Origin of the sequence: Streptomyces sp. NPDC001507, assembly GCF_042894765.1 — a bacterium.
Lineage (GTDB): Bacteria > Actinomycetota > Actinomycetes > Streptomycetales > Streptomycetaceae > Streptomyces.
This window is the reverse complement of record NZ_JBIAVV010000003.1, coordinates 328371-353540: the sequence shown is the minus strand read 5'-3', so window position 1 is coordinate 353540 and position 25170 is coordinate 328371. Positions and strand designations below refer to the sequence as shown.

Annotated in this window: 20 protein-coding genes; 12 read left to right on the top strand and 8 right to left on the bottom strand. The window is 71.0% G+C overall.

The genetic code is table 11. The features are described 5' to 3' along the window. Window positions 1-68: 68 nt before the first annotated feature. The gene (locus ACFY0K_RS11955; RefSeq protein WP_390639714.1) at window positions 69-770 is read right to left on the bottom strand and encodes a hypothetical protein; all 702 of its coding nucleotides are present in this window, start codon (window positions 768-770) and stop codon (window positions 69-71) included. 219 nt (window positions 771-989) lie between these two features. Between ACFY0K_RS11955 and ACFY0K_RS11950 the strand changes: the two genes are divergently transcribed. Next, window positions 990-2714 carry an MOSC domain-containing protein gene (locus ACFY0K_RS11950; protein WP_390639713.1) on the top strand — a complete coding sequence of 575 codons (1725 nt, stop codon included), beginning with the start codon at window positions 990-992 and terminating at the stop codon, window positions 2712-2714. A gap of 446 nt (window positions 2715-3160) precedes the next feature. Here the strand turns inward: ACFY0K_RS11950 and ACFY0K_RS11945 are convergent, their stop codons facing one another. After that, on the bottom strand, window positions 3161-4042 hold the full coding sequence (locus ACFY0K_RS11945; RefSeq protein WP_390639712.1) for an NAD(P)H-binding protein: 882 nt from the start codon (window positions 4040-4042) through the stop codon (window positions 3161-3163). A gap of 47 nt (window positions 4043-4089) precedes the next feature. Here ACFY0K_RS11945 and ACFY0K_RS11940 point away from each other — a divergent pair, with 47 nt between their 5' ends. Further along, window positions 4090-4461 (top strand): MerR family transcriptional regulator, encoded by a 372-nt coding sequence (locus ACFY0K_RS11940; protein ID WP_390639711.1) that lies wholly within the window; start codon window positions 4090-4092, stop codon window positions 4459-4461. A 305-nt stretch (window positions 4462-4766) separates the two neighbouring features. Here the strand turns inward: ACFY0K_RS11940 and ACFY0K_RS11935 are convergent, their stop codons facing one another. After that, complete coding sequence (locus tag ACFY0K_RS11935) at window positions 4767-5249, bottom strand: hypothetical protein (RefSeq protein WP_390639710.1); 483 nt, start codon at window positions 5247-5249, stop codon at window positions 4767-4769. Between the two features lie 114 nt (window positions 5250-5363). On the opposite strand from ACFY0K_RS11935, the gene ACFY0K_RS11930 reads away from it, so the two are divergent. From ACFY0K_RS11930 to ACFY0K_RS11895, 8 genes are all read left to right on the top strand, one after another. Next, window positions 5364-6209, top strand: coding sequence for a serine hydrolase (locus ACFY0K_RS11930; RefSeq protein WP_390639709.1), 846 nt, complete (start codon window positions 5364-5366; stop codon window positions 6207-6209). Between the two features lie 110 nt (window positions 6210-6319). After that, entirely contained in the window at window positions 6320-7375 is a 1056-nt protein-coding gene (locus tag ACFY0K_RS11925; protein ID WP_390639708.1) for an esterase-like activity of phytase family protein, read from the top strand. Between the two features lie 115 nt (window positions 7376-7490). Then, the gene (locus tag ACFY0K_RS11920) at window positions 7491-9818 is read left to right on the top strand and encodes a glycosyltransferase family 39 protein (RefSeq protein WP_390639707.1); all 2328 of its coding nucleotides are present in this window, start codon (window positions 7491-7493) and stop codon (window positions 9816-9818) included. Window positions 9819-9952: 134 nt separating this feature from the next. Continuing rightward, a complete protein-coding gene (locus tag ACFY0K_RS11915; protein WP_390639706.1) occupies window positions 9953-10759 on the top strand; it encodes an endonuclease I family protein in 807 nt (268 codons plus the stop codon). 125 nt (window positions 10760-10884) lie between these two features. Continuing rightward, entirely contained in the window at window positions 10885-11607 is a 723-nt protein-coding gene (locus tag ACFY0K_RS11910) for a hypothetical protein (protein WP_390639997.1), read from the top strand. Window positions 11608-11616: 9 nt separating this feature from the next. Next, on the top strand, window positions 11617-15546 hold the full coding sequence (locus ACFY0K_RS11905) for a DUF6531 domain-containing protein (protein WP_390639705.1): 3930 nt from the start codon (window positions 11617-11619) through the stop codon (window positions 15544-15546). Between the two features lie 83 nt (window positions 15547-15629). Continuing rightward, window positions 15630-16166, top strand: coding sequence for an SMI1/KNR4 family protein (locus tag ACFY0K_RS11900; RefSeq protein ID WP_390639704.1), 537 nt, complete (start codon window positions 15630-15632; stop codon window positions 16164-16166). Window positions 16167-16236: 70 nt separating this feature from the next. Further along, entirely contained in the window at window positions 16237-16407 is a 171-nt protein-coding gene (locus ACFY0K_RS11895; protein WP_390639703.1) for a hypothetical protein, read from the top strand. A 477-nt stretch (window positions 16408-16884) separates the two neighbouring features. Here ACFY0K_RS11895 and ACFY0K_RS11890 read toward each other — a convergent pair whose 3' ends face one another. From ACFY0K_RS11890 to ACFY0K_RS11880, 3 genes are all read right to left on the bottom strand, one after another. Next, window positions 16885-18576 (bottom strand): thiamine pyrophosphate-binding protein, encoded by a 1692-nt coding sequence (locus tag ACFY0K_RS11890; protein ID WP_390639702.1) that lies wholly within the window; start codon window positions 18574-18576, stop codon window positions 16885-16887. Continuing rightward, window positions 18573-19541 (bottom strand): agmatinase, encoded by a 969-nt coding sequence (gene speB, locus ACFY0K_RS11885; RefSeq protein ID WP_382721970.1) that lies wholly within the window; start codon window positions 19539-19541, stop codon window positions 18573-18575. Before speB ends, ACFY0K_RS11890 begins: the two co-directional genes overlap by 4 nt. A 67-nt stretch (window positions 19542-19608) precedes the next feature. Then, window positions 19609-21066 carry a sodium:solute symporter gene (locus ACFY0K_RS11880; protein ID WP_390639701.1) on the bottom strand — a complete coding sequence of 486 codons (1458 nt, stop codon included), beginning with the start codon at window positions 21064-21066 and terminating at the stop codon, window positions 19609-19611. 124 nt (window positions 21067-21190) lie between these two features. Here ACFY0K_RS11880 and ACFY0K_RS11875 point away from each other — a divergent pair, with 124 nt between their 5' ends. Continuing rightward, window positions 21191-22732, top strand: coding sequence for a PucR family transcriptional regulator ligand-binding domain-containing protein (locus ACFY0K_RS11875; protein WP_390639700.1), 1542 nt, complete (start codon window positions 21191-21193; stop codon window positions 22730-22732). Between the two features lie 65 nt (window positions 22733-22797). Next, window positions 22798-23586, top strand: coding sequence for a phosphatase (locus ACFY0K_RS11870; protein ID WP_390639699.1), 789 nt, complete (start codon window positions 22798-22800; stop codon window positions 23584-23586). A 100-nt stretch (window positions 23587-23686) separates the two neighbouring features. On the opposite strand, the gene ACFY0K_RS11865 is transcribed toward ACFY0K_RS11870, so the two are convergent. Next, window positions 23687-24019, bottom strand: coding sequence for a hypothetical protein (locus ACFY0K_RS11865; RefSeq protein WP_390639698.1), 333 nt, complete (start codon window positions 24017-24019; stop codon window positions 23687-23689). A gap of 146 nt (window positions 24020-24165) precedes the next feature. Beyond that, on the bottom strand, window positions 24166-25167 hold the full coding sequence (locus ACFY0K_RS11860) for a cation diffusion facilitator family transporter (RefSeq protein WP_390639697.1): 1002 nt from the start codon (window positions 25165-25167) through the stop codon (window positions 24166-24168). Window positions 25168-25170: the final 3 nt, after the last annotated feature.

Genomic DNA, 25170 nt, shown 5'->3' with positions numbered 1-25170 from the left:
ACCGAAGCGGATTTCATCCTTCCGCAACAAAACGGGGGGCGGGGCGCAGGAGGGCTCACCGCGGACGCCTACTCGTGGGCGCTGATCACACCGCCCGCGCTGAGCACGATGTACACGCCGTTGGCGTCGAGCCCGGCGTCCTGCTGGTTCGCCTCCAGCGTGCCGTCCACCGAGCCGTCGTTGCCGATGATCTGCGCGCGGTACCTGAGCTCGCCCGTCTTCGTGACCTTGGCCGTCCAGCCGCCCGCGAGCCTGAAGGTGCCCGGTCCGGTGTGTCCGCCGCCCAGCCACGAGTGGACCTCGCCGCCCAGGGTGAGCACGACGAACATGTCGTTGGCGTCGAGTCCGGCGTCCGTCCCGGCGGTCTCCATCGTGGCCAGGACCTCGCCACGGCTGACGATCCTGGCACGGTAGTGCTCGGCGCCGAGCCGGTAGATCTCGGCCTTGCTGCCGTCCGCCAGGGTCTGGGTACGGGCCGGTGCCGCCGCCTTGGCCGTGGTGGCCGGTGCGGTGGTGCGGGACGGGGCGAGCGTCCGGGTCCGCACGTCGGCCGCGCTCTTGCCGGAGGCGGCCGGCGTGGAGCCGCCGGCCGCGGTGGCGTGGGGGGTCCCGGCGGCGGCGCGGGTCGCGGAGGCCTTCTGCTCCGGGCCGGCGGCGCCGTCCTTGCCCGTTCCTCCCTGGCAGGCGGTCAGCGAGAACGCCGCAGCGGCGGCGACTGCCACCAGGGCGGCGGAACGGGCGGTACGGCGGGCACGGCGCGTGGTCGTCATCGGGATCCCCCATCGGTTGTCAGGACGCTCTGTCCTGCGCCCGGTGAGACGGCACCCGGGCGGGGGGTTGTTCACCGGGTTCCGTCCGGGTTCGGTAACAGAGGAACGGCCGTCCCGGTGCACGGAGAGCCGGCCGTCTGCGTTCGCGGAATCCCGGCGGAGGCATCAGGATGCGTGTTCAGGGGAGCATGGTGGTGCCGGCCCCCGCAGGAGGTCCGCATGGCGAGGTTGCTGTCCGTCAACGTGGGGATGCCCGAGGACGTCCCCTGGCAGGGCAGGACCGTGCGCACCGGGGCGTGGAAGTCCCCCGTGGACGGCAGCCGCATGGTGCGGCGGCTGAACGTCGAGGGGGACGGCCAGGGCGACCTGGCCGGGCACGGCGGTGAGATCCGGGCCGTCCTCGTCTACCAGCTGGAGTCCTACCGGTACTGGCAAAAGCAGCTCGGCCGCGACGACCTCGCCTTCGGGATGTTCGGGGAGAACTTCACCGTCGACGGCCTGCCCGACGACGAGGTGTGCATCGGCGACCGGTACCGCATCGGCGAGGCCGAGTTCGAGGTGACCCAGCCCCGCGTCACCTGCTACCGCGTCGGCATGCGCCTGGGCGAACCCGCCATGGCCTCGCTCCTGGTCGCCCACCACCGTCCGGGCTTCTACCTGCGGGTGATCACCGAGGGCCGGGTCCGGGCCGGTGACGAGATCACCCGCACCCGCCGGGGCCCGGAGGAGCTCAGCGTCGCCGACACCGACGCGCTGCTCTACCTGCCCGGCCGTGACCCCGCGAAGCTGCGGGCCGCCCTGCGCATTCCCGCCCTCAGTCCCGGGTGGCAGCAGTCCTTCCGTGAACTCGCCGCCGCCGGGCAGTCCGGCCGGCCCGAGGCTCCCGCGCCGGGGACACCGGGCTTCAGGCCCATGCGCGTGGCCCGCATCGTCCCCGAGACCCCCGACGTCTCCTCCGTGCACCTCGCCACCACCGACGGCACCACGCCGCCCGCGGGCCGCCCCGGCCAGTACCTCTCGCTGCGCCTCGCCGTCGACGGCACCGCCAGGACCGTACGCAGCTACTCCCTGTCCTGCACGCCCACCGCCGACGCCTACCGCATCAGCGTCAAGCACGAGGCGCACGGGAAGGTCAGCGGCTACATCCACGCCCGGCTCCGCACCGGGGACCTCGTGGACGTCGCCGGTCCGCGCGGAACGTTCGTCCTCGAAGAGGGCACCGGTCCGGTCGTCCTCCTCTCGGCGGGCATCGGTGTCACGCCCGTGCTCGCCATGCTGCACCGGCTGGCGGCCGTACGGGACCCACGCCCCCTCTGGTGGATCCACACCGCCCACGACCGCGCCCACCACGCCTTCGCGGACGAGGCCCACGCCCTGCTCGGGCGGCTCCCGCACGCCCGCGAGCACATCCACTACACCGCGGAGCCACCGCCGCCCGGCGACGACCGGATCACCCGGGGCCGCCCAACCACCGTCACGCTCACCGCGCTGGGCGTCCCCGCCGACGCCGACGCCTACCTCTGCGGGCCGACCGCCTTCATGGACGACCTCTCCGGCCACCTGCGCGAGCTCGGCCTGCGCCCCGAGCGGATCCGCACGGAGCGGTTCGGCGCGCTCGGCGCCGTCAACCCCGGCGTCAGCCCCACCGCCCCGGTACGCCCGCACCAGCCGCCCGGCCCGCCGGGCACCGGCCCCCTCGTCACCTTCACCCGCAGCGGCATCACCACCCCCTGGTCCCCCGCCCACGCCTCGCTCCTCGAACTCGCCGAGGCCTGCTCCATCCCCACCCGCTGGTCCTGCCGCACCGGCGTCTGCCACACCTGCGTCACCCCCCTCCTGACCGGTGACGTCACCTACACCACCCCACCCCTCGACCTCCCCGAGCCCGGCACGACCCTGGTCTGCTGCACCACACCGGCGACGGAGGTCGTCCTCGATCTCTAGCGGGTGGCTTTCACAGCCGCGACGCACGGGACCCGTGCGGCGGGCGCGAAGATCACGGCGGGGCGGTGGGGTGCTTGGAGTCCCGGACGGGGCGCCAGCCGATGAGTATGGCGGCGTGTTCGAGATCGTTCGGTCAGTCACGGTGTTCGTTGTCCTTCGCAGCGGACCTGAGGAGGGCGATCAACGCCATCAAGGGCACGGCCTCGCTGGTCCTCGAACCACATCAACGTGGTCACGCCTCCCGTCAGCGGGTGGAACCCTGCCGCAAATGGAAGGTCACGAAGGCCGATCTGCGTTTCCTGGTGGCTCGGACGAGAGAGGCGCCGACCGACGTGCTGCGGATCGCCGAGAGCCGCGCCACACCCGACCGGCCCACCCGAGTCGGCGGCCGGCCACCCGTGCGACGCGCAGTCCATAAGGATCTGCGGGGCTTGGCGCGGTTTCCGTCAGCTGAACTCGGCCGCGTGGTCGACGGCCCACCTCGCGAAGGTGCCGGCCGGTCGGCCGGTAAGGCGCTCAACATGATCGGTGGTCCCGTTCGACTCTGGTCGCCGCCGCGACGCGGCGATCAGCGCTTCCACCAGCGGCTCGGGGCGGCCGTCTTCGAGCATGTGTGATCGCGCGAGGTCAGCGGGGAGCGCCTGAAAGCGCAGACGGCGCCGGAGAGCAGCACCGAGTCGGGCGACCTGGTCGGCGCGGCTGAGGACCTCTGGTCCCGTCAGCATGTAGACGTCTTGTTCCAGCTGGTCGTGATGTGCGAGCAACACGGCTGACGCCGCATCGGCGACATCTCGCTCGTCGACCACCGCTGTGCGCGCCGTGCCCACGCCCGACACCACGTCGCCCGCCCGCAACTGCTTTGCCCAGCCAAGGGTGTTGGATGCCAATGTGTCGCTGCGCAGTACCACGGGTCGCAGATCGGCGTCGCGGAGCAGGGCTTCCATGTCCGCGTGCACCTGGACGATGGGATCACTCTGGCAGGCGGCTTCGTCGTCTACAGCGGTGGTGGACAGGTAGACGACAGGGATTGCCGCAGTGCTGAGTTCCGCGACCAGGTCGTGGGCAGGGGAGGAATCGAGCAGTGGCCAGAGGAGAAAGACAGCGTCGACGCCCACGAGCGCCTCGCGGACCGCAGCGGGGTCTGTGAGGTCGCCGAGCACCGACTCGGCTCCGGGGCGCGGACCGTTCTGACGGCGTACGAGGCTTCGCACGCGCGCGCCGTGCGCTTGGAGACGGTTGACGACCTCACGGCCGAGGTTGCCGGTCGCGCCGGTGACCAGGATCGACGAATGATGGCGGGCGCCCGTGAAGCGACTGGAATCAAGCATGATCGAGACGCTAGGGGTTCAGGTCGACATGAAGGCAAGGTCGAGTGGTGAAGACGATCGGCGAAGTAGCCACAGAACTCGGAATCGAAGCCCACGTGCTGCGGCACTGGGAAGACGCTGGGGCACTCAGCGTGCGTCGCGATGGCAACGGCTACCGCGTCTACGACGACGATGCCGTGGAGGAGGCGCGCACCGTGCTGAAACTGCGGCGGGTTGGGCTCTCGCTGCCCGAGGTCATCGCCGCTGTGTCGCCGACGAAATCGACGGCGCAAGCGGTTGTACGGGCGAAGATCGCGGCACTCGAAAGTGAAGTCGCCCAGAGGCAGCGCGCGATCACTTTCCTGCAGCACACCGTCGAGTGCCGGCACCGATATCTCGACGACTGTCCGGACTGCGCGACCTTCGTACGTGAAGCCTAGTGCTGTGACCGTGTGGACCCCTGGGCGTCCAAGTCGTCGCGGGGCGCAGGGACGTGGTGCGCGCTGGCCGAGCAGGTCAGTGGTCAGGCGCCGGCGAAGGCGGACAGGAGGGTGTCGGTGCGGAGCCGAGGCTGTCGGGTGCTTCGTCGTTGGTGTCCTGGGCGCCGGCTTCGATGGCCCCAGTCGGTTTCGTCCAAGGCGTGTCCGGCGTAGCGGGACAGGGAAGGCGGTCTGTTCGTCGAAGAGCCTGCGGTGCTGGAGGCAGCTTCCGAGGGGCACAGACCGTTTCCTTCAGGACCCGAAGGTCAACTGCCGGACACGTCCTGGCGTCCGACCGTGATCGCCCACCGCACGCCCGCCGACGCCGTCACCCGCACCGTGCCCGGCGTATGGGGGCGCTTCAAGTTGAACTCGTTGTCGATGGTGTCGACCCGGTCGGCGGCACAGGCGAACGGGAAGCTCACGCCCAGCGGTTCGACGGTGACGGTCAGTCTGCCCTTGCCTTCGCAGTTCACCTGGACGGAGAGGATGCCGCTGCCGACGCCGCCCTTGATCTCCATCTCCCGGCCGCCGTCGGCGTTCGCCGCCTGGGCGACGACCTCGCCTTCGAGCAACACCGGCGCCTTGGTGACGGAGGCGTACTTCTTGTCGACGGAGGCCGACACACTCGGCACCGGAGTGGGCGACGAGGTCGCGGGGGCGGGCGCGGCGTGGCCGGTGCAGCCGGCGGCGAACAGCGCGACCGTGGCCACGGATATCGCCGTGACCAGCACACTCAGGCTTCTCATGGGCCCCATTCTCGGGCACGGGTGCGGCGGGGCGGCACGCGGCCCAGGTGACGGTTGCCTAACGCCCTGACCGTTCGTACAACCATTCGCGCGAATCCGTGTGTCAACGGGGGTATGACTCACAGACGAAGGAGAGGGCTGGTCGCCACCGCGCTCGGCACCGGGTTTCTCATAGCCGGCGTGGCCGCCGCCGCGCCCGCCTCCGCCGCCGCGCCCGCCGTCAGCTGTACGTCCGCCAAGGCGGCTCTCGCCACGAAGCTGCAGAAGGACATCACCGCGGCCATCGCGAACCGCACGGGGACGATCGCCGTCGGCCTGTACGACCGTTCGACGAAGACGACCTGCACCCTGCGCTCCACCACCCGCTACGACTCGGCCAGCACGGTCAAGGTGACCGTCCTCGCCACGCTGCTGTGGGACGCGAAGAAGCACAACCGGTATCTGACCACCACCGAGCAGACGCTCACCAAGGCCATGATCACCAAGTCGGACAACGACGCGACCACCAGGCTGTGGAAGCAGCTCGGCCTGACGAAGATCAAGGGCTTCCTGAGCGCCGCCGGGATGACGCAGACCACTCCGGGTGCCAACGGCTACTGGGGCCTGACCCAGATCGACGTGCACGACGAGCAGCGGCTGCTCGCGCTCGTCACCGCCAAGAACACCGTGCTGAGCGACAATTCGCGGGCCTACATCCTGAAGCTGATGGGGCAGGTCATCTCGTCCCAGCGCTGGGGCACCCCGTACGGCGCCCCGTCCGGCGTCTCCGTGCACGTCAAGAACGGCTGGCTGCAGCGCGCCACGCACGGCTGGCGGGTGCACAGCCTCGGCACGTTCACCGGCGGCGGCCACGACTACCAGATGACCGTCCTGACCCAGGACAACAGCACCATGAGCTACGGCATCAACACCATCCAGGCCGTCGCGAAGGTCGTCCACAAGGACCTCGCGGCCTCCTGAGGCGCGGCGGCGGTTCGCGCGGCGAAGTGCGGTCCCGGCGGCCGGAAATCGGCCCTTTCCTTCACGGGGCGGTCTCCACCCCGTCACCGGTTCCCCCTACGGTGACCGCCATGCGCCTGCGAACCGTACTCGCCACCGTCACCGCCGGCCTGGCGGCGGCCACCTGCCTGTCCGCCGCCGGGTCCGCCAACGCCGTCGCGACCCGCACCGACGCGGCCGACACCGCCTCCGCCCACGCGTGTTCGTCCTCGGTCTCCCTCGACAGCTTCTCCGACGCCCTCGACAAGACGACCTTCGGCGGCTACTTCGTCGGCAACCTCTCCGCGCTCGCCGTGGACAAGGACGGCTCGCTCGCCGCCCTCGCCGACCGGTCGTACCTCTTCGACCTGGACGCGAGGACCCTCGCGCCGAAGAAGGTCGTCGGGCTCGCCGACGAGAACGGCGCCGCGCTCGACTCCGAGGGCCTGGTCGTGGACCGGGACGGCACCCGGCTGATCACCTCCGAGACCGAGCCGTCCGTCCGCCGCTACTCGGCGGACGGCAGGATCCTGGACCGCCTCCCCGTGCCGTCCTCGCTCCTCGTCTCCCCGGCCGGGCGGGCCACCACCAACCAGACCTTCGAGGGCCTGACCCTCCTGAACGGCGGCCGCACCCTGCTGGCCTCCATGGAGTACGCCCTCTCCGGCGACACCGCCGGGATCGTCCGCTTCCAGACCTGGACCCGGACCGAGGACGACCACTTCAAGCCGTCGGCCCAGTACGCCTACCGCACCGACGACCCGATCCTCGGCGTCCCCGAGGTGCAGGCGCTCCCCGACGGCCGGCTCCTCGTCCTGGAGCGCGGCTTCACCTCAGGCGTCGGCAACACCGTCCGCCTCTACCTGGCCGACCCGCACCGCGCCACGGACACCAGCCGCATCGAGAACCTCACCGGGCAGGCCGGCGTACGGCTGATCAGGAAGACCCTGCTCACGGACATCGCCACCTGCCCGACGCTCGGCGCCACGGCCAAGCAGCCGCAGCCCAACCCGCTCCTCGACAACATCGAGGGCATGGCCGTCACCGGCCGCGCGAAGGGCGCATACCAGGTGCTCCTGGTCAGCGACGACAACCAGAACGCCGTGCAGACGACGCGGTTCTACCGGCTGTCGGTCCGGGTGCGCTGACCCCCTCGTGGAGGGCGGTCGCGGCGGCCGCCCTCTTACCGACATCTCATCCACCCACAGCCTGCACCCAGGATCAGCACAGCCCTCGCCCATCGGCCGCCTTCATGGTGGCGTGGTGACATCTGCCACCGATCCCACCCCCCACATGCCCGTGTCCCCCGACTGGGGCCCGCCCACGGCGACCCCCGCGCCGACCTCCGCGGCTCCCCTGCCGGGCAAGGCGCCGCGCTGGTCGCTCCCCGCGCTGATCGCGATCCTGATCCTGGCGGCGGTGCTCTACTCCTGGAACCTCTCCGGTTCCGACATGAACACCTTCTACAGCGGTGCCGTCTGGGCCGGTACGAAGAGCTGGAAGGCCTGGTTCTTCGGTTCGCTCGACCCCGGCAACTTCCTGACCGTCGACAAACCGCCGTTCGCGCTCATGGTCATGGGCCTGTCCTGCCGCATCTTCGGCTTCGGCACCTGGCAGATGATGGCGCCCGAGATCGTGGTCGCGCTCGCCACGATCTGGATCCTGCACTCCACCGTGAAGCGGGTGTGGGGGCACGGCGCGGCGACCGTCGCCGCGCTGGTCCTGGCGCTGACCCCGATCACCGTCGCCATCAACCGCGACAACAACCCGGACACCATCCTCGTCTTCCTGATGGTGTCGGGCGCGGCGCTCGCGTTCCGCGCCACCCGTGACGAGAAGCTGCTGCCGCTGCTCGGCTCGGCGGCGTGCTTCGGTCTCGCCTTCAACACCAAGCTGCTCGCGGGCTGGATCGCGCTCCCTGCCGTCTTCGCGCTCTACCTCTACGCGTCGAAGGCGACGTGGGCGAAGCGCGCCGTCAACCTGGCCCTTGCGGCGGTCGTCCTGGCCGTCTCCAGCTTCTGGTGGGCGGTCGCCGTCTCCCTGGTCCCGGCCTCCGACCGGCCCTACATCGGCGGCTCCACGGACGGCTCCGCCTGGAACCTGATCATGGGGTACGACGGTCTCGGCCGCGTCTTCGGCGGTGAGGGCAACGGCGGGGCCGGCGGCGGTGGCGGCGGCTTCTCCGGCTCCGCGGGCCTCGGCCGGATGTTCAACGACATCCTCGGCGGCCAGATCTCCTGGCTGCTCCCCTTCGCGGGCATCGCCCTGGTCGGCGGCCTGGTGCTGTGCGGCCGCGCCCCGCGCACGGACCTGAGGCGGATGGCGCTGGTCCTGTGGGGCGGCTGGACCCTGCTGCACTACGTGATCTTCGCGACCGCGCAGGGCACCATGCACCCCTACTACACGACCGCGCTCGCCCCGGGCATCGCGGTGCTGTGCGGCGGCGGTGGCGCGATGCTGCTGCAGGCGTTCCGCACCGACAAGCGCTGGATCTGGGTCCTCCCGGCCGCCTTCGGCGTCACCGGCATCTGGGCGATCGTGCTGCTGCGCCGCGCCTCGGGCTGGAACACCTGGCTGTGGCCGACGGTCGGCGTGCTGACCGTGGCCGGCATCGTGGGCATGATCCTCTTCCGGTCCGGCAACAAGGCCCGGCTGCTGGCGGCCTCGCTGGCGGCGGCCGTGGTCGCGGCGCTCGCGGGTCCGACGGCGTACGCGGCGACCCTGCCGTTCGGCAGCGCCAGCGGCGGCGGCATGCGCGGCGGCACCAACCCGACCGCGGGCCCCTCGACGGGCAGCGGCTTCGGCGGCGGGCCGGGCGGCGGCGGCAACCGGGGCGGCTTCCCGGGCGGCGGCGAACTGCCGGGCGCAGGCCGGCAGGGTGGCGGCCAGAACAGCCAGGCCGGCGGCGAGACGGGCGGCGGCTTCCCGGGCGGTGCGAACGGCGAGGCCCCGACCGGCGGCACGAACGGCCAGGCTCCCGGCGGCGGCAACGGTCAGATGACACCCGGCGGCGGCAACGGCGAGCTGCCGAGCGGCGGCTTCGGCGGCGGGGCTCCCGGTGGCACGGGTACCGGCGCCGGCAGCGGCACCGGTCGGCCCGGCGGTCGCACGGGGGGCGGCGGCTTCGGCGGCGGCGGAATGGGCGGCAGCGTGAGCAGCGACCTCATCGCCTACCTGAAGAAGCACAAGGACGGCGCGACCTGGCTGCTCGCGGTCTCCAACTCCCAGTCCGCGTCACAGATCGAGCTGAGCTCGAACGAACCCGTCATCTCCATGTGGGGCTTCACCGGCCAGGACAACGCGATGACCGTCGCCAAGCTGAAGGAACTGGTGAAGGCGGGCAAGCTGCACTACATCCAGCTCGGCGGCGGCTTCGGCGGCGGCCAGGGCGGCACCGACAGCCTCAGCTCCCAGGTCACCTCCTGGGTGGAGAAGAACGGCACGGCGGTGAAGGAGAGCGAGTACAGCAAGAGCTCGAGTTCGAGCTCCTCCTCGACGGGCTCGTCCTCGAACTCGTCGTCGAGCTCCACCTCTTCGACGCAGTCGACCACCTCGTCCCTCTACCGGCTGGACCCGTCCGACGTCAGCTGACGCACCGGCAGCACCGAGGCCCCCGACCACGCGGTCGGGGGCCTCTTTTTACGTCCCGTTCACCTACGCGTCCTCATGTTCATGTCACCCTCCTTCTTGCCGCCTCGTCAACCCGCGTAGATGGGAAGCTCTTTATGCTGGCGACACACATCCGGCGCTGGAAGTCGGTGGCCCTGACGACCGCCGCCGTCCTGGTGGGCCTCACCGCCCCCGCGCTGACGGCGACTCCGGCCGCCGCGACCACGACCGCGTACGACTCGACGTACTACAAGAACGCGATCGGCAAGACGGGGACGAGCCTCAAGTCGTCCCTGCACACGATCATCAGCGCGAACGTCACCAAGCTGTCGTACTCGGCCCTGTGGGACGCCCTGAAGAAGACCGACCAGGACCCGAACAACAGCAGCAACGTGATCCTGCTGTACTCGGGCATCTCGCGCAGCAAGTCCCTCAACGGCGGTGACAGCGGCGACTGGAACCGTGAGCACGTGTGGGCGATCTCGCACGGCGACCTCACCACGTCCACCGGCCCCGGCACGGACCTGCACCACATCCGGCCCGAGGACGTGGCGGTCAACGGCAAGCGCGGCAACCTCGACTTCGACGAGGGCGGCTCCACCTTCACCAACAGCGGCGGCAGCAAGGTCGACTCGGACTCCTTCGAGCCGCGCGACGCGGTCAAGGGCGACGTGGCCCGCATGATCCTCTACATGGCCGTCCGCTACGAGGGCGACGACGGGTTCGCGAACCTGGAGCCCGACGACAAGGTCGACAACGGCTCCAACCCGTACATCGGCAAGCTGTCCGTCCTCAAGCAGTGGAACGACGAGGACCCGCCGGACTCCTTCGAGGAGAACCGCAACGACGTCATCTACACCACCTACCAGCACAACCGGAACCCGTTCATCGACCACCCGGAGTGGGTGGACGCGATCTGGTAAAGGGTCCGTACGGCAGGCGTCAACAGCCGGCCAAATCCCCTGTACTGAACACCAGTTCCCGTTCGCACATTTGTATGGTCTTCGGGCGTCAGGAGAAGTCTGCGGACCATACGGGGGTGTGGCGGATGTCGATCAATCTGCCGCATTGGCTGACCGAGGTGGTGAACATCCTCGGCTTCAACTGGCCCGAGATAGACGAGGACCAGCTGCGCGAGGCGGCCAAGGAGCTGCGGAAGTACGCCCATCACTGCGAGGAGTCGCACAACATCACGCACGGCATCGTGACGAAGGATCTCCAGGAGGTCTACGCGGCCCAGTCCTACACGGCGCTGGTCCAGGTGTGGGGCGGCCAGACGCAGAAGCACATGCAGGAGCTCATCGAGGCCTGCCGGCTGCTCGCGGACGGACTGGACACGGCCGCGCTCGGCGTGGAGGGGATGAAGGACGCATGCATCGTTCAACTCGGCATCGCAGCAGCCGAGTTGATCGGTGATCAGGCGGCGGCGGTGGTCACCCTCGGGCTGTCCGAGGCAGCCGCGGTCGCTGAGATCGAGGTGCAGAACAAGATCCTGGACGGCATTCTCCAGCGTTTCGAACAAGAGGTCATAGGCGAGTTGGTGGGCCGTCTGATCGGACCGTTGACGGAACGGATCGACCATGCGGTGAGCAAGCTGGTGCTGACAGAAGCCGTCGGTGCCGTGGTCGGCAAGGAGCCGGGTCTGAAGCTCGACACCGAGACGATGCGCGGCCATGCCAACCGGATGAAGGAACAGGGGCGCGCCAATCTGGAGGGTGGACGCTCCTTCGGCCGCGCGGTGTCCGCGCTGACCTTCACCACCGGGGGCTGAGGCGCCGCGGTGAGTATCGTTCGCAAGCTGGTCGAGCCCACCGTCGAGATCCTCGACCACATCGCCCGCAAGGTGCCGCAGGCTCTGGGCAAGGGCCATCACCGCATGGGCGAGCACGTCCACGACGCCGCCGACCGCTTCGACAGGCTCGAGGAGGAGCTGGCGCAGCAGGCCCGCCGCGACGGACACCATCACCCCGCTTCCCGGCACGAGCCGGGAACCCCGGCCGGCCCGGCCCGTGCGGAGCAGGGCGGTGACACGCCGGGCATCCGCCCGCACGACGCCGACCGTTCGTCCATCCCCGGCGAGGAGAAGCACTGCGAGACCGACCCGGTGGACGTCGCCACCGGCGACATGCTGCTGCCGGTCACCGACGTCGCCCTGCCCGGCGCGCTGCCGCTCCTGCTGGAGCGCACGCACATCTCGTCCTACCGGGACGGGCTCCGGTTCGGCCCGACCTGGGCCTCCACGCTGGACCAGCGCCTCCAACTGGACGCGAACGGCGTCGTGTTCGCCACCTCGGACGGCATGCTCCTCGCCTATCCCGCGCCGACCCCCGAGGCCCCGGCACTGCCGGTGCGCGGCCCGCGCCGCCCCCTGACCTGGGACGGCGAGCCCAACAGCCCGATGTACGTGCACGATCCGGCGACCGGCCGGACGCTCACCTTCCACCGCCCCCGCCCGGCCCCCGGCCGTCCGGGCGCGGTCGTGCTCCACCTGGTCGCCGTCGGCGACCGCAACGGCCGCCGCATCGACATCGCCTACGGCGACGACGACACCCCCACGCTGATCACCCACCACGGCGGCTACCGCGTCGCCGTCGACCACCACCCCACCCTGCCCCGGATAGCGGGTTTCCGCCTGCTCGACACCGACGGTCCCGGCACGGCGACGACCCTGGCCCGCTTCGGATACGACGAAGCCGGCGACCTGACGGAGGTCTACAACTCCTCCGGTCTTCCGCTGCGCCTGCGCTACGACGCCCGGCACCGCATCACCGGCTGGACCGACCGCACCGGCACCGACTACGGCTACGCGTACGACACGGCGGGCAGAGTCGTGCGCACCACGGGCTCCGACGGCATCATGTCGTCCACCTTCACCTACGACGACGAACGCCGCACCACGCGCTTCACCGACTCCCTCGGCCACACGAAGACCTACGTGCACAACGCGGCCTACCGGCTGGTGCGTTCCGTCGACCCCCTCGGGCACACCACCCTCCAGGAGTGGGACGAGGACAACCGGCACCTCACCAAGGTCACCGACCCCCTCGGACGCGTGTCACGCTTCACGTACGACAGCTCCGGGAGCATCACCGCCGTCACCTACCCGGACGGCACGGTCGTCGCCGTCACCTACGACGAGCAAGGCCTGCCGACGGAGCTGACCGACGGTGCGGGACGCAGCCGGCGCAGCGAGTACGACACGCGGGGCAACCGCCTCGCGACCGTCGACCCCATGGGCGTGCGCACCGAGTACGCCTACGACGAGTCCGGAAACCTCGTCTCGATCACCGACGGGCTCGGTGCCCGTCAGCACGTCACCTGCGACGCGGCAGGTCTGCCCCTGTCGGTCACGGACGCGCTCGGCCGGACGACCACGGCGCGGCGCGACGCCTTCGGCCGGATCGTGGAGATGACGGACGCGGGCGGCCACACCGTGCGGGTCGGCTGGACGGTCGAGGGACAGGTCACCTGGTGCGAGCGCGCCGACGGCAGGCGGGAGACCTGGGAGTACGACCCGGAGGGCAGCCCCGTCGTCCACACCGACGCCGGAGACCGCACGACCACCCGCAGGGGCGGGCGCTTCGACCTCAGGTCCGGTATCGCCGACGCGGAAGGCGCACAGCACACCTTCGGCTACGACACGGAGCGGCGGCTCACCAAGGTCACCAACTCCGAAGGACTGGAGTGGACCTACACGTACGATCCGCTGGGCCGGCTCGTCCGGGAGACGGACTTCGCCGGACGCACCCTGACCTACGGCTACGACCCGGCCGGACAACTCGTCTCCCGCACCAACGGAGCCGGCCAGACCGTCACCTACCGGCGCGACGTCCTCGGCCGCCTGGTGGAACACAGCGACGGCACGCGGACGACCACGTACGCGTACGACGACGCGGGCAACATGCTGCGCTCCGCCAATGAACACGCCGAGACGGTGCGCGAGCACGACGCGAGCGGCCGGGTGCTCGCCGAGACGACCGACGGACGACGGCTGACGTACGCCTACGACCGCGTGGGCCGCCTCACCGGGCGCACGACGCCCGCGGGCGTCGTGTCGTCCTGGAGTTACGACCCGTCCGGTCTGCCCCGGGAACTGGTGGTGGCCGGCCACCGGACCGAGTTCTCCTACGACGAACTCGGGCGTGAGGTCACGCGTCTCTTCGGGACCGGGCTCTCCCTGTCCCAGGCCTGGGACAGCACCGGCCGCCTGACCGAGCAGTCCGTCACGGCCTCCGCCCCGGCCGGACCCCGGCCGATCCAGCAGCGCGCCTACTCCTACCGGGACGACGACTACCTGACCGAACTGTCCGAACTCGGCGCGGGCAGCCGCCGGTTCAGCCTGGACGCCACCGGCCGGGTGACCGGCGTGCGGGCCCGCGGCTGGACCGAGAGCTACGCCTACGACGCCCTCGGCAACCTCACCCTGGCCGACACCCCGCCGACCCGTTCCGACGGGCCGGACCTGGAGTACTCCGGCGCACGACTCAGGCGTGCCGGACGCACCACCTACGAACACGACGCCCAGGGCCGCGTCGTCCGCACCGCCAGACGCCTGCTCAGCGGGCAGACCCGGGTGCGCACCTTCGAGTGGGACGCGTACGACCGGCTCGCCGCCGCGGTCACCCCCGAAGGCGTCCGCTGGACCTACCTCTACGACCCGGCCGGCCGACGCATCGCCAAGCGACGTCTGGCGCCGGACGGCGGCATCGCCGAGGAGATCCGGTTCACCTGGGCGGGCACCCGCCTCGCCGAACAGACCACCTCCGCCGGCCGCACGACCACGTGGGAGTACGGCATCGGGCATCGCCCCGTCGCCCAGGTGGACCACGGCTCCGCGACGACGGAGACCGACCGGCGGTTCTACGCGATCGTCACGGATCTCGTCGGGACGCCCACCGAACTCATCGCCCCGGACGGCCGGGTCGCGTGGCAGCAGCGCACGACCCTCTGGGGGATACCGGTCACCGACCCCGCCGACGACAGCGCGACCTGCCCCCTGCGCTTCCCGGGTCAGTACGCCGACCCCGAAACCGGGTGGCACTTCAACTACCTGCGCCACTACGACCCGGAGACCGCCCGCTACGTCACGCCCGACCCGCTCGGCCTCTATCCGTCCCCGAATCCCTCGGCCTACGTGTCCCACCCGCACACCTCGGCGGACCCGCTGGGCCTCAGGGCCGACTGGGAACCCCCGGACATCACCTGGGGCGGCCGCGTACAGTACGGCCCGCTCGACGCGGACCGCGGCAACCGCGCCACCGGGGTGCACGCCAGGATCCAGCAGGACATGCTGGGCGGGTACACGGATGCCCAGGTCGACCCTGCCGGGTGGGGGGACGAGTCCGCCGGCTGGGATCCGGAGAAGAAGTACAACCGAGGCCATCTGCTCGGTGCTCTGCTCGGCGGATCGAACGAGGATCCCCGGAATTTCGTCACCATGCACGAGTTCGCGAACTCGCCCGTCATGCGTCATTACGAGTTGCAGATCCAGCAGGCGGTACGGAACGGCGACACCGTTCATCTCCGGGTAACTCCGCACTATCGCGGCGACAGCGACACGATCCCCGTCGGATTCACGCTGGAAGCACACAGTGAGAACGGCTTCAAGTTCTACGAGTACGCCAAGGATCCGAAACAGCGGCGCGCCATCCGGGCCCAGGGCGGCACATTCAATTCCGTGACGCTGCTGAATGTTCCGAAGTGCTCCTGAGCAGGGAGGACTTCGCCTTTCGGGCTGTTGGTATCGTGGGGCGGCCCCGATGAGACCCGCGCCATCTCCTGGAGGACCGATCGATGAACACGTCGCTCAGGGAACTGCTCGACCTCTACGGTCTGTCCCCCAGAGGAACGCGCAAGGACTGGAATCCCGTCGAGGAACGGCTGGGAACCGAAGTGCCCCAGGACTACAAGGAGTTGGTCGAGGCTTTCGGCGCCGGGCGGTTCGACGCGCACATCTGGCTGCTGGAACCGCAGTGCCCGAATCAGGCCTACGACCTCGAGTTCGACAACGACGGCCGCATGGACGATCTCGAGGACTTCTGGGAGATGGGCGAGGAGAAGCCCGCGGAGTTGGACGAGGCCGGCAGCAGGCTCGTCTCCTGGGGGAGCACGCCCAGCGGTGAGGTCCTGTACTGGCTCGTGCGCCCGCACCAGGATCCGGACCGCTGGACCGTCATGGTCAACGAGTCCCGCGGGCCTCGCTGGGAACACTTCGAGACGAACTGCACGGAATTCCTCTCCGGCGTCCTGACCGGCCGGCTGCGCTCCAGGATCCTCGCGTCGCGACTCCCCGCCGCGGAGCACGAGTTCCGTCCCGTCGCAGCCGACTGAGTCATCCGTTCCGGTCTCGCGCTTCACTCACCGCAGCTGGGAGTGGACGTCCCGCAGCGGCTACCGCGACATGCCGTCCTTCCTCCACGACCACGTCGGCTCGGCCGTCTCCTCCACCCGCGCCTGTTTCGTCAACTGGAGCCCCGTCGAGAAGCGCGACGTCTTCAACGGCGACTGGCGCGCCCGCTACCTGGGGGGCTTTGGGGGGCGGATCGACGGGGTGGGGGCGGGCGCATGCTGAGCCCCTGCCGGACCGCGTACGGGCTCCCGAGGTGCCCGCGATCGGCAGGCGCTGGCGCCGCGTTCAGTCCCGCCCCGCTCGGTCGCCCGTCTCGTAAGTGCCGGCCCCGCGCGCCATCAGGAGCCGCCGCGCGATCTGAGGCCCAGCGCGCATAGGAGTTGAGGACACGGTGAGTACGTTCGACTTGCCGGAGGCGTTGGCCCCGAAAATACCGATCAGAGGGAAGACGGAGACGGATCCGCCGTCGGCAAGATCCACCCGGTTCGCCGATCCGCCCTGTTCGTCACCATGCGCGACGAAGGACAGCTACTGCTCGTCTCGCAGGGACCGTACATTCGCAACGCGGAACCGCAGCAGCACACTGTCCTCCTCTCCGCGCTATGAGTAATGGCCGCTTCTGACGTCGGCCCGGCCGGGACGCCTGCGACCTCACGGAAGGTATCCCGTGCAGGCCACCGCGGACAGCCGATCGGGTGATCAATCCGAACCCAGATGCGTCGGCGCGAACATTTTCAGCAGCGCCGGGAGCACGACCACCGAGGGGCCCGGTTCGGCGAGGGCCTTCGCCAGGTCCGTCTCCAGGGTCTCCGGGGAGGTGCGGATCCCCGGGACGCCGAAGGACTCGGCGAGGGCCACGTAGTCGGGGCGGGTCAGTTCGGTCGCGGTGGGCTCGCCGAAGGCGTCGGTCATGTACTCGCGGAGGATGCCGTAGCCGCCGTCGTCGACGATGAGCCAGGTGACCGGGAGGTCGTGCTGCCTCGCGGTCGCCAGTTCGGCGATGGAGTAGAGGGCGCCGCCGTCGCCGGAGACCGCCAGGACCGGGCGGCTCGGGTCGGCGGCGGCCGCGCCGAGGGCCGCAGGGAAGCCGTAGCCGAGGCCGCCGGCGCCCTGGGCGGAGTGCATGAGGTTCGGGGCGTGGGCGTCGAAGGCCGACCAGGCCCAGTACGCCAGGATCGTCATGTCCCAGAAGGACGGGGAACCGGCGGGGAGCGCGCGGCGGACCGACGCCAGCACCTCCTGTTCCAGGGTGAGTTCCTGGACGGCGATGCGGTCGGAGACCTGCGCGAGCAGTGTTCGTACGCGCTCCGGTGCCGTCGGGTCCTCGCGTTCGGAAACCGTCTCCAGGAGGGCCTGGAGCGCGAGCCGGGCGTCGGCGTGGATGCCGAGGGCCGGGTGGTTGGACTCCAGCTTGCCGAGGTCCGCCTCGATCTGGATCACGCGGCCGCGCGGCTTGAACGTGTGGTAGTTGGAGGAGAGTTCACCGAGGCCCGAGCCGACCACGAGAAGAACGTCGGCGTCCTCGAGGAAGTCCGTGGTGTGCCGGTCCTCCAGCCAGGACTGGAGGGACAGGGGGTGGTGCCAGGGGAACGCGCCCTTGCCGCCGTACGTGGTGACGACCGGAGCGTTCAGCGTCTCCGCCAGCTGCCGGAGCTTGCCGGACGCGTCCGCCCGTACGACTCCGCCGCCCGCGATGACCGCCGGGCGGGCCGCGCGGGAGAGCAGGTCGGCCGCGACCGCGGTCAGTTCGGGGCGCGGGGGGAGTTCGTCGGGGGTCGCGTCGACCGCCGTCACCACGGGCAGCGAGGTCTCCGCGAGGAGCACGTCCTGCGGGATCTCCACCCACACCGGGCCGTGCGGGGCGGTCAGCGCCGACTGCCAGGCGGCCGCGATCGCGGACGGGATCTGCGACTGGGTGCGGACGGTGTGGACCGACTTCACCACGCCCCGGAAGGAGGCCGCCTGGTCCGGGAGTTCGTGCAGGTAGCCGTGACGTCCGCCGCCCAGGCCCGCGGTGGGGATCTGGCTGCTGATCGCGAGGACGGGCGCCGACGCCGAGGCCGCCTCGTGCAGCGCGGCCAGCGAGGTCAGCGCGCCGGGACCGGTGGAGAGGAGCAGCGGGGCCGCCTCGCCGGTGATCCTGCCGTACGCGTCCGCCGCGAAACCCGCGTTGTTCTCCACCCGCAGGCCGACATAGCGCAGCGAGGAGCGGCGCAGGGCGTCGAACATGCCGAGGGCGTGCTGGCCGGGCAGCCCGAAGACGGTGGTCGCGCCGAGCCCGGCCAGGGTCTCCACGACCAGGTCCCCGCCGTTGCGGCCGGCGGGCGGGTTCAGGGCTGCGGCCGTCTGCGCCTCGGTCGGGCGGAGCACCAGGTCGTGGTCGTGCGTCACTTCGAACGAGCCTCGGCAATCTGTCGGGTCATGATCGTGGTCAGTTCGTACGCCGTGTGCGAGGCCGCCACCGAGGTGATCTCGGCGTGGTCGTACGCGGGGGCCACCTCGACGACGTCCGCCGAGACGAGGTTGCACGTGGCCAGGCCGCGCAGGATCTCCAGCAGCTCCCTGGACGTCATACCACCTGCCTCGGGCGTGCCGGTGCCCGGGGCGTGAGCGGGGTCCAGACAGTCGATGTCGATCGAGATGTAGAGCGGCCGGTCACCGATGCGCTGCCGCAGCTGGTCGGCCACCTCGTCGGCGCCCCGGCGGTAGATGTCCGCCGAGGTGACGATGCCGAAGCCCATCTTCTCGTCGTCGGTGAGGTCCTGCTTGCCGTAGAGCGGGCCGCGGGTGCCGACGTGCGAGAGGGCCGAGGTGTCCAGGATGCCCTCCTCCACCGCCCGCCGGAACGGGGTGCCGTGCGTGTACTCGGCGCCGAAGTAGGTGTCCCAGGTGTCGAGGTGGGCGTCGAAGTGGAGGAGCGCGACCGGGCCGTGCTTCTTCGCGACGCTGCGCAGCAGGGGGAGCGCGATGGTGTGGTCGCCGCCGAGGGTCATCAGGCGGGCGCCGGTGCCGAGGAGCTCGTCGGCGGCGGCCTCGATCGTCTCGACCGCCTCGTTGATGTTGAAGGGGTTGACGGCTATGTCACCGCCGTCCGCGACCTGCGCGAGGGCGAAGGGGGAGGCGTCCTGCGCGGGGTTGTAGGGGCGCAGCAGCCGGGACGCCTCGCGGATGGCGTTGCCGCCGAAGCGGGCGCCGGGCCGGTACGAGACGCCCGAGTCGAACGGCACGCCCACCACGGCGACGTCGGCACGGCCGACCTCGTCGAGGCGGGGCAGCCGGGCGAAGGTCGCGGGACCGGCGTACCGCGGTATGCGGGAGGAGTCGACGGGGCCGCGGGGCGTCTCGTTGCTGCTCATGGGGTGCTGCCTTCTTTCCTACGCTTCATCGCGTACGTACCGCTATGCACTGCTTTCTCGTACGACTTTACTGGTGGGCCGGAACCGGCTCGGACGCGAGTTCGGGAACGCCCCGGCCCGCGAGCCGTTCCCGCCAGTTCGCCAGCACCGCCGCGTCGGTCGGCCTCGTCGCCAGGGAGACGGCGACGTACGCGACGAGGGAGGAGAGCAGGCCGTAGTAGACGGGTTCGTTGGCGAGGATGCCGTAGCCCGCCATCAGGCCGATCACCGCGAGGCCGCCGACGGTCACGGCGGCCAGGGCGCCCTGGACCGTGCCGCGCTTCCACAGCAGCCCGCCGAGGATCGGGACGAGGAGGCCGCCGACGAGCAGGTTGTAGGCCACGGTCAGCGCCTCGACCACATCGTTGAGGGCGATGGCCGTGCCGATCACGCCGAGCCCCATGACCAGGATGAAGACCCGGTTGCCGCGCACCTCGTCATGGTCGGCGCTCCTCGCCCGCCCCCGCAGCCGCGACCAGATGTCGTTGTTGGCAACGGTCGCGCAGGCGATCAGCGCGCCGGAGGACGTGGACATCACCGCGGCCAGGGCCGCCGCCAGCACCAGCCCCCGCACCCCGACCGGGAGTTCGTCCTTGACGATGGTCGCGAAGGCGTCGTCCGGGCTGCCCAGCTTCGGGTACAGCACCTTGGCCGCCGTCCCGATCACCGCCCCGGCGAGGGCGTAGACCAGGCAGTAGGTGCCGGCCACCGTGCCGCCCCACTTCGCCGTCCGGTCGCCGCGCGCCGTGAAGACCCGCTGCCAGATGTCCTGCCCGATGAGCATGCCGAAGGTGTAGATCAGCACGTACGTGAAGATGGTCTCGCCGCCGATACCCAGCGGGTCGAAGTACGTCGTGGGCAGCTTCGCCCTCATCTCGCCGAAGCCGCCCGCCTTCACGACCGCGATGGGCAGCAGGAGCAGCAGCACGCCGATCGTCTTCACCACGAACTGGACCATGTCGGTCAGCGTGATCGACCACATGCCGCCGAGCGTCGAGTAGGCGACGACGATCGAGCCGCCCAGGATGATCGCGACGGTCCGGTTCATGTCGAAGAGGACGTCGAAGATCGTGGCGTACGCGATGGTCGAGGTGACGGCGAGCATGAGCGTGTACGCCCACATCACGACACCCGAGATCACGCCCGCCCGGCCGCCGTACCGGAGGTCCAGCATCTCGGAGACGGTGTACACCTTGAGGCGGGCGATCCGGGCGGAGAAGAAGACGGAGAGGGCGAGCAGTCCGAGGCCGATGGTGAAGACCATCCAGGCGCCGGACAGCCCGTACTGGTAGCCCAGGCCGACCCCGCCGATGGTGGACGCGCCGCCGAGGACGATCGCGGCCATGGTGCCGGAGTACATGACGGGCCCGAGCCGGCGCCCGGCGACCAGGAAGTCGCTCTTCGACCTGGCCCGGCGCATGCCCCACCAGCCCATGGCCAGCATGCCGGCGAGGTACAGGACGATCACGGTGTAGTCGACGGCCACAGGGCCCTCCTTCGCTGGGGATCTCGCCGGGGGGTGACGTGCCTCGACATTAGGTGGCCGGAAAGGGGCTGCGAAGTGTACGTTTCATCCATTCGAGCCGTACCGGATGGAGGAAACGCACACCATGCCGGACCCCGCGGTTCCCCCCACGCCACCCGTGCCCCTCGCCGCCCTGCTGGCCCGCGAGGACCTCGCCCTGCGCCGGATCGCCGGTCCTTGCGACCCCTCCCTGGTCATCCACGCGGCGCACACCTCGGAGATGGCCGACCCGTACCCGTACCTGCTGGGCGGCGAGCTGCTGCTGACGGCGGGCGTGCACATCCCGGACGCGGCGGGCTCGGGCACCTACTTCGACGACTACGTCTCGCGGATCGTCGCGGCGGGCGGCGCCGCCCTCGGCTTCGGGCTGGCCCCCGTGCACGACACGGTCCCGCGCGCCCTGGTCGAGGCCTGCGACAGCCACGGGCTCCCGCTCCTGGAGGTCCCGCCGCAGACCCCTTTCACCGCCGTCGCCCGCGCGGTCTGGCAGTTGCTGGCCCAGGCCCGCCTGGCCGAACTGCGCCGCGTCACGGAGGCCCAGCAGAGCCTGGCCGCCGCCGCGGCCCGCCCCGACCCGGTGCCGTCGGTCCTGCGGCAGCTGGCCCAGCGGACGGGCGGCTGGACGGCCCTGTACGGCCCGGAGGGCACGGAGATCGCGTCGGCGGGCCGGCGCCCTGAGCCACCGGTGACCACGTCCCTGGCCGAGCTCGCGGAGGTGGTCCGACCCTCCGGGCCCGGCACCCCCACCTCCGCCACCCACGCCACCGCCGGCACCCACCTCGCCGCCTACACCCTCAGCACCGGCTTCGCACTCGGCATGGCCACCCCCACCCGCGAACCGGGCGACCACACCATCGCCTCGGTCGCCGCGGTCCTGCTCACCCTCCTCACCGGCGAACAGCAGAGCGGCTCGGGCGCGGCCCGCACCTCGGCCCTGGTACGGCTCCTGCTGGGCGGCACGGCGGAGGAGGTGGCGCCGCTGCTGGGAGGAGGGGACACCTGGCTGGTCGTACACGCCTCGCCGATCGGCCAACGGGACCGTCACGCCCCGTCAGGGGCGCGGGACCCGGCCGACATGCGGCTCCGCCGCGGGGCGCGACCAGCCCCCACGCACCCGCCCGACCTCCTGTCCGCCACCGCCCTGGGCGCCGCACTCGGCTCGCCCCTCATCGACCCCGTAGGGGACATCGTCCAAGTCCTCGTCCCCGCCGACCGAACCCTTCAGCCACAGCCCGGCTGGACCCTCGGCGTCAGCGCTCCCGTACCCGCACAACAGCTGGCCCTCGCCGGTACCCAAGCGGCACGCGCAATGGCCCGCGCCCGGGCGACCCGCACCTCGCTGCTGAGGCACGGCAGCCGCCCCGGCCTGGCCGAACTCGTCCCGAGGGACGAAGCTCAGGCCCACGCCCGCACCCTCCTCGGCCCCCTCACCGAGCACCCGGCCCTCGTCGACACCCTGCGCACCTGGCTCTCCCTGCACGGCAGCTGGGACCGCACGGCGGTGGCCCTCGCCGTCCACCGCAACACCGTGCGGCAGCGCATCGCGCGGTGCGCGGCACTGCTCGGTGCCGAAATCGACGACCCGGACGTCCGGATGGAGCTGTGGTTCGCCCTCCGCCAGGAGTGAGTGACGCGCGTCCCAGCGGTCGATACGCAGGGCGGACGCGCGGCGCCCTGCCTCACAATGGAGCCATGCCGATATCCGGGACGCCCAGCCGCGCCGAGCTCGTAGAGCACCTTGTGAAGACCCGTATCGCGGGCGATGTCGCCACCCCCCGCGAGAACAACCTGCTCCACTACCGCAAGCTGGCCAACGGCGAGCGCAACTGGTGGCTGGGACTGGAACTCGGCGACCGCTGGACCGACGAGCAGGACGTGCTGGCCGTGATGGCCGAGCGGGTCGGGGTGAACGACGACCCCGAGTACCGGTACGGCCAGGACACCATCGACCCGGAGCTGACCGTGGACGGCCTGGACCGGCTGGCGGCGCGGCTGCGCAAGGCGGCCGAGGGGCGCCAGCGGGTGCTGTTCGCGACCGGTCACCCGGGCGGTCTGCTGGACGTGCACCGGGCGACCGCGGCCGCGCTGCGCGGCGCCGGCTGCGAGATCGTGGTCGTCCCGGACGGTCTGCAGACCGACGAGGGATACGTCATGCAGTTCGCCGACGTGGCCGTCCTCGAACACGGCGCGACGCTGTGGCACACGCACTCCGGGGAGCCGATGAAGGCCGTCCTGGGCGGCCTGGAGCGCGAGGGGCGGCCGCAGCCCGACCTGGTCGTCGCCGACCACGGCTGGGCCGGTTACGCGGCGCAGGCGGGCCTGGACTCGGTCGGGTACGCGGACTGCAACGACCCGGCGCTGTTCCTCGCCGAGGCGGAGGGCACCCTCCAGGTGGCCGTACCGCTGGACGACCATGTGCTCAGCCCGCGGTACTACGACCCGATGACCGCGTACCTGCTGGCCGGGGCGGGGCTCGCCTGACCTGCCGATGTGCGGCCCCCGGCAGCGGGAGCCGCACATCGTGGCCTGGCCCTAGACCCTGACTGAGACCCTGGGTTCCTGGTCCGCTGGCGTCGGTCGGTCAGAACCCGAGTCCGCCGAAGCCGAGACCACCGAAGCCACCGAACCCGGCGGTGTAGCCGACGCCGACGACAGGGACGACCGCGACGGGGACGACCGCGACAGTGGCGGGGTAGTACCCGTAGCCGTAGCCGCCGTATCCGTATCGGCAGTTGTTGAAGCCGCCGCCCCGGAAGCCGTTGCAGCCGCCGAAGCTGCCGCCGGTGACGACGGACTGGTGAGTGGAGGCGGGAGCCGCCGAAGCGGTACCCGCGGCGCCGATCGCGGCACCACCGGCCAGCAACAGGCCGGCGGCGGACATCGCGGCGAGACGCCTCGCGCGCTGTACTCGCATGGGAAATACCTTTCTGCCGGACTTACGTCCGCTACGCGGCACGTCCGCTATGCGGCACATGCATGGTGCGGCATTTCACTCATAGAGCTTAATTCGGGATAAAGGCGACGGCACCTCGGGCGGTCACCGCCCGTCATCGGCCCAGCTCACCGTCCCGGAACCGGACCCTGGGCCGACTCCGCGGCCGACCGGGCGGCAGGCCCGGGAGTGGGGTCCAGATACACCCGGCCGATCGCGGGGAACGCGGCCCGCAGCCGCTGCTCGGCCCGCTCGCAGGCCCACTCGATCTCGGCCGCCGTCGACACGTCCCGGAAGTCCACCTTGGCGGCGACCAGTGCCTCGTCCGGGCCCTGCACCAGGGTGGTCAGCTCCAGTACGGCCACGATGTGCTCGGACTTCAGCAGCTCCGCCCGGATCCGCTCCCGCACGGGCCTCGGCAGCGGCCGCCCGACGAGGAGCTCGGCGTTGGACCGGCCCAGCACCCAGGCGACGTACAGCAGGAGCAGGCCGATGAGGAGGGAGGCGAGGCCGTCCCAGACGCCGGAGCCGGTGAGCCGGCCGCCGAGCAGGCCGCCGGCCGCGAGCACCAGCCCGACGAGCGCGGCCGAGTCCTCCATCACCACGGCCTTCACCGCGGTGTCGGGGGTGTGCCGGAGGTACAGCCTGAACGGCGCCCTCAAACGGGCGGCCTCCCCGCGCGCCTGCCGCAGCCCGGTCCGCAGCGAGAGGCCCTCCAGCACGAAGGCGACGGCGAGCACGATGTACGACACCAGCGGGTTGCCCGGCTTCTCCCCCACGGCCAGGGTGTGGGCGCCGTCGTAGAGGGAGAAGACCGCGCCGCCGACGAAGGTGGCGACGGCGGCGAGCATGGCCCAGATGTACCGCTCGGGGCCGTAGCCCAGCGGATGCTCCTCGTCGGCGGGCATCTCACTGCGCTTGAGGGCGGTGAGCAGCAGTAGTTCGGTGACGGTGTCGGCGACCGAGTGCGCCGCCTCGGAGAGCATCGCGCTGGAGCCGCTGATGACTCCGGCGACCGCCTTGGCGAGCGCGATCCCGAGATTGGCGACGGCGGCGACGATCACCGTGAAGGTGCTCTCGCCGCCGCCGTGCTGTGTCCTCGGCGTCTGCCGCGTCTCCGCTTGCGTCACGCC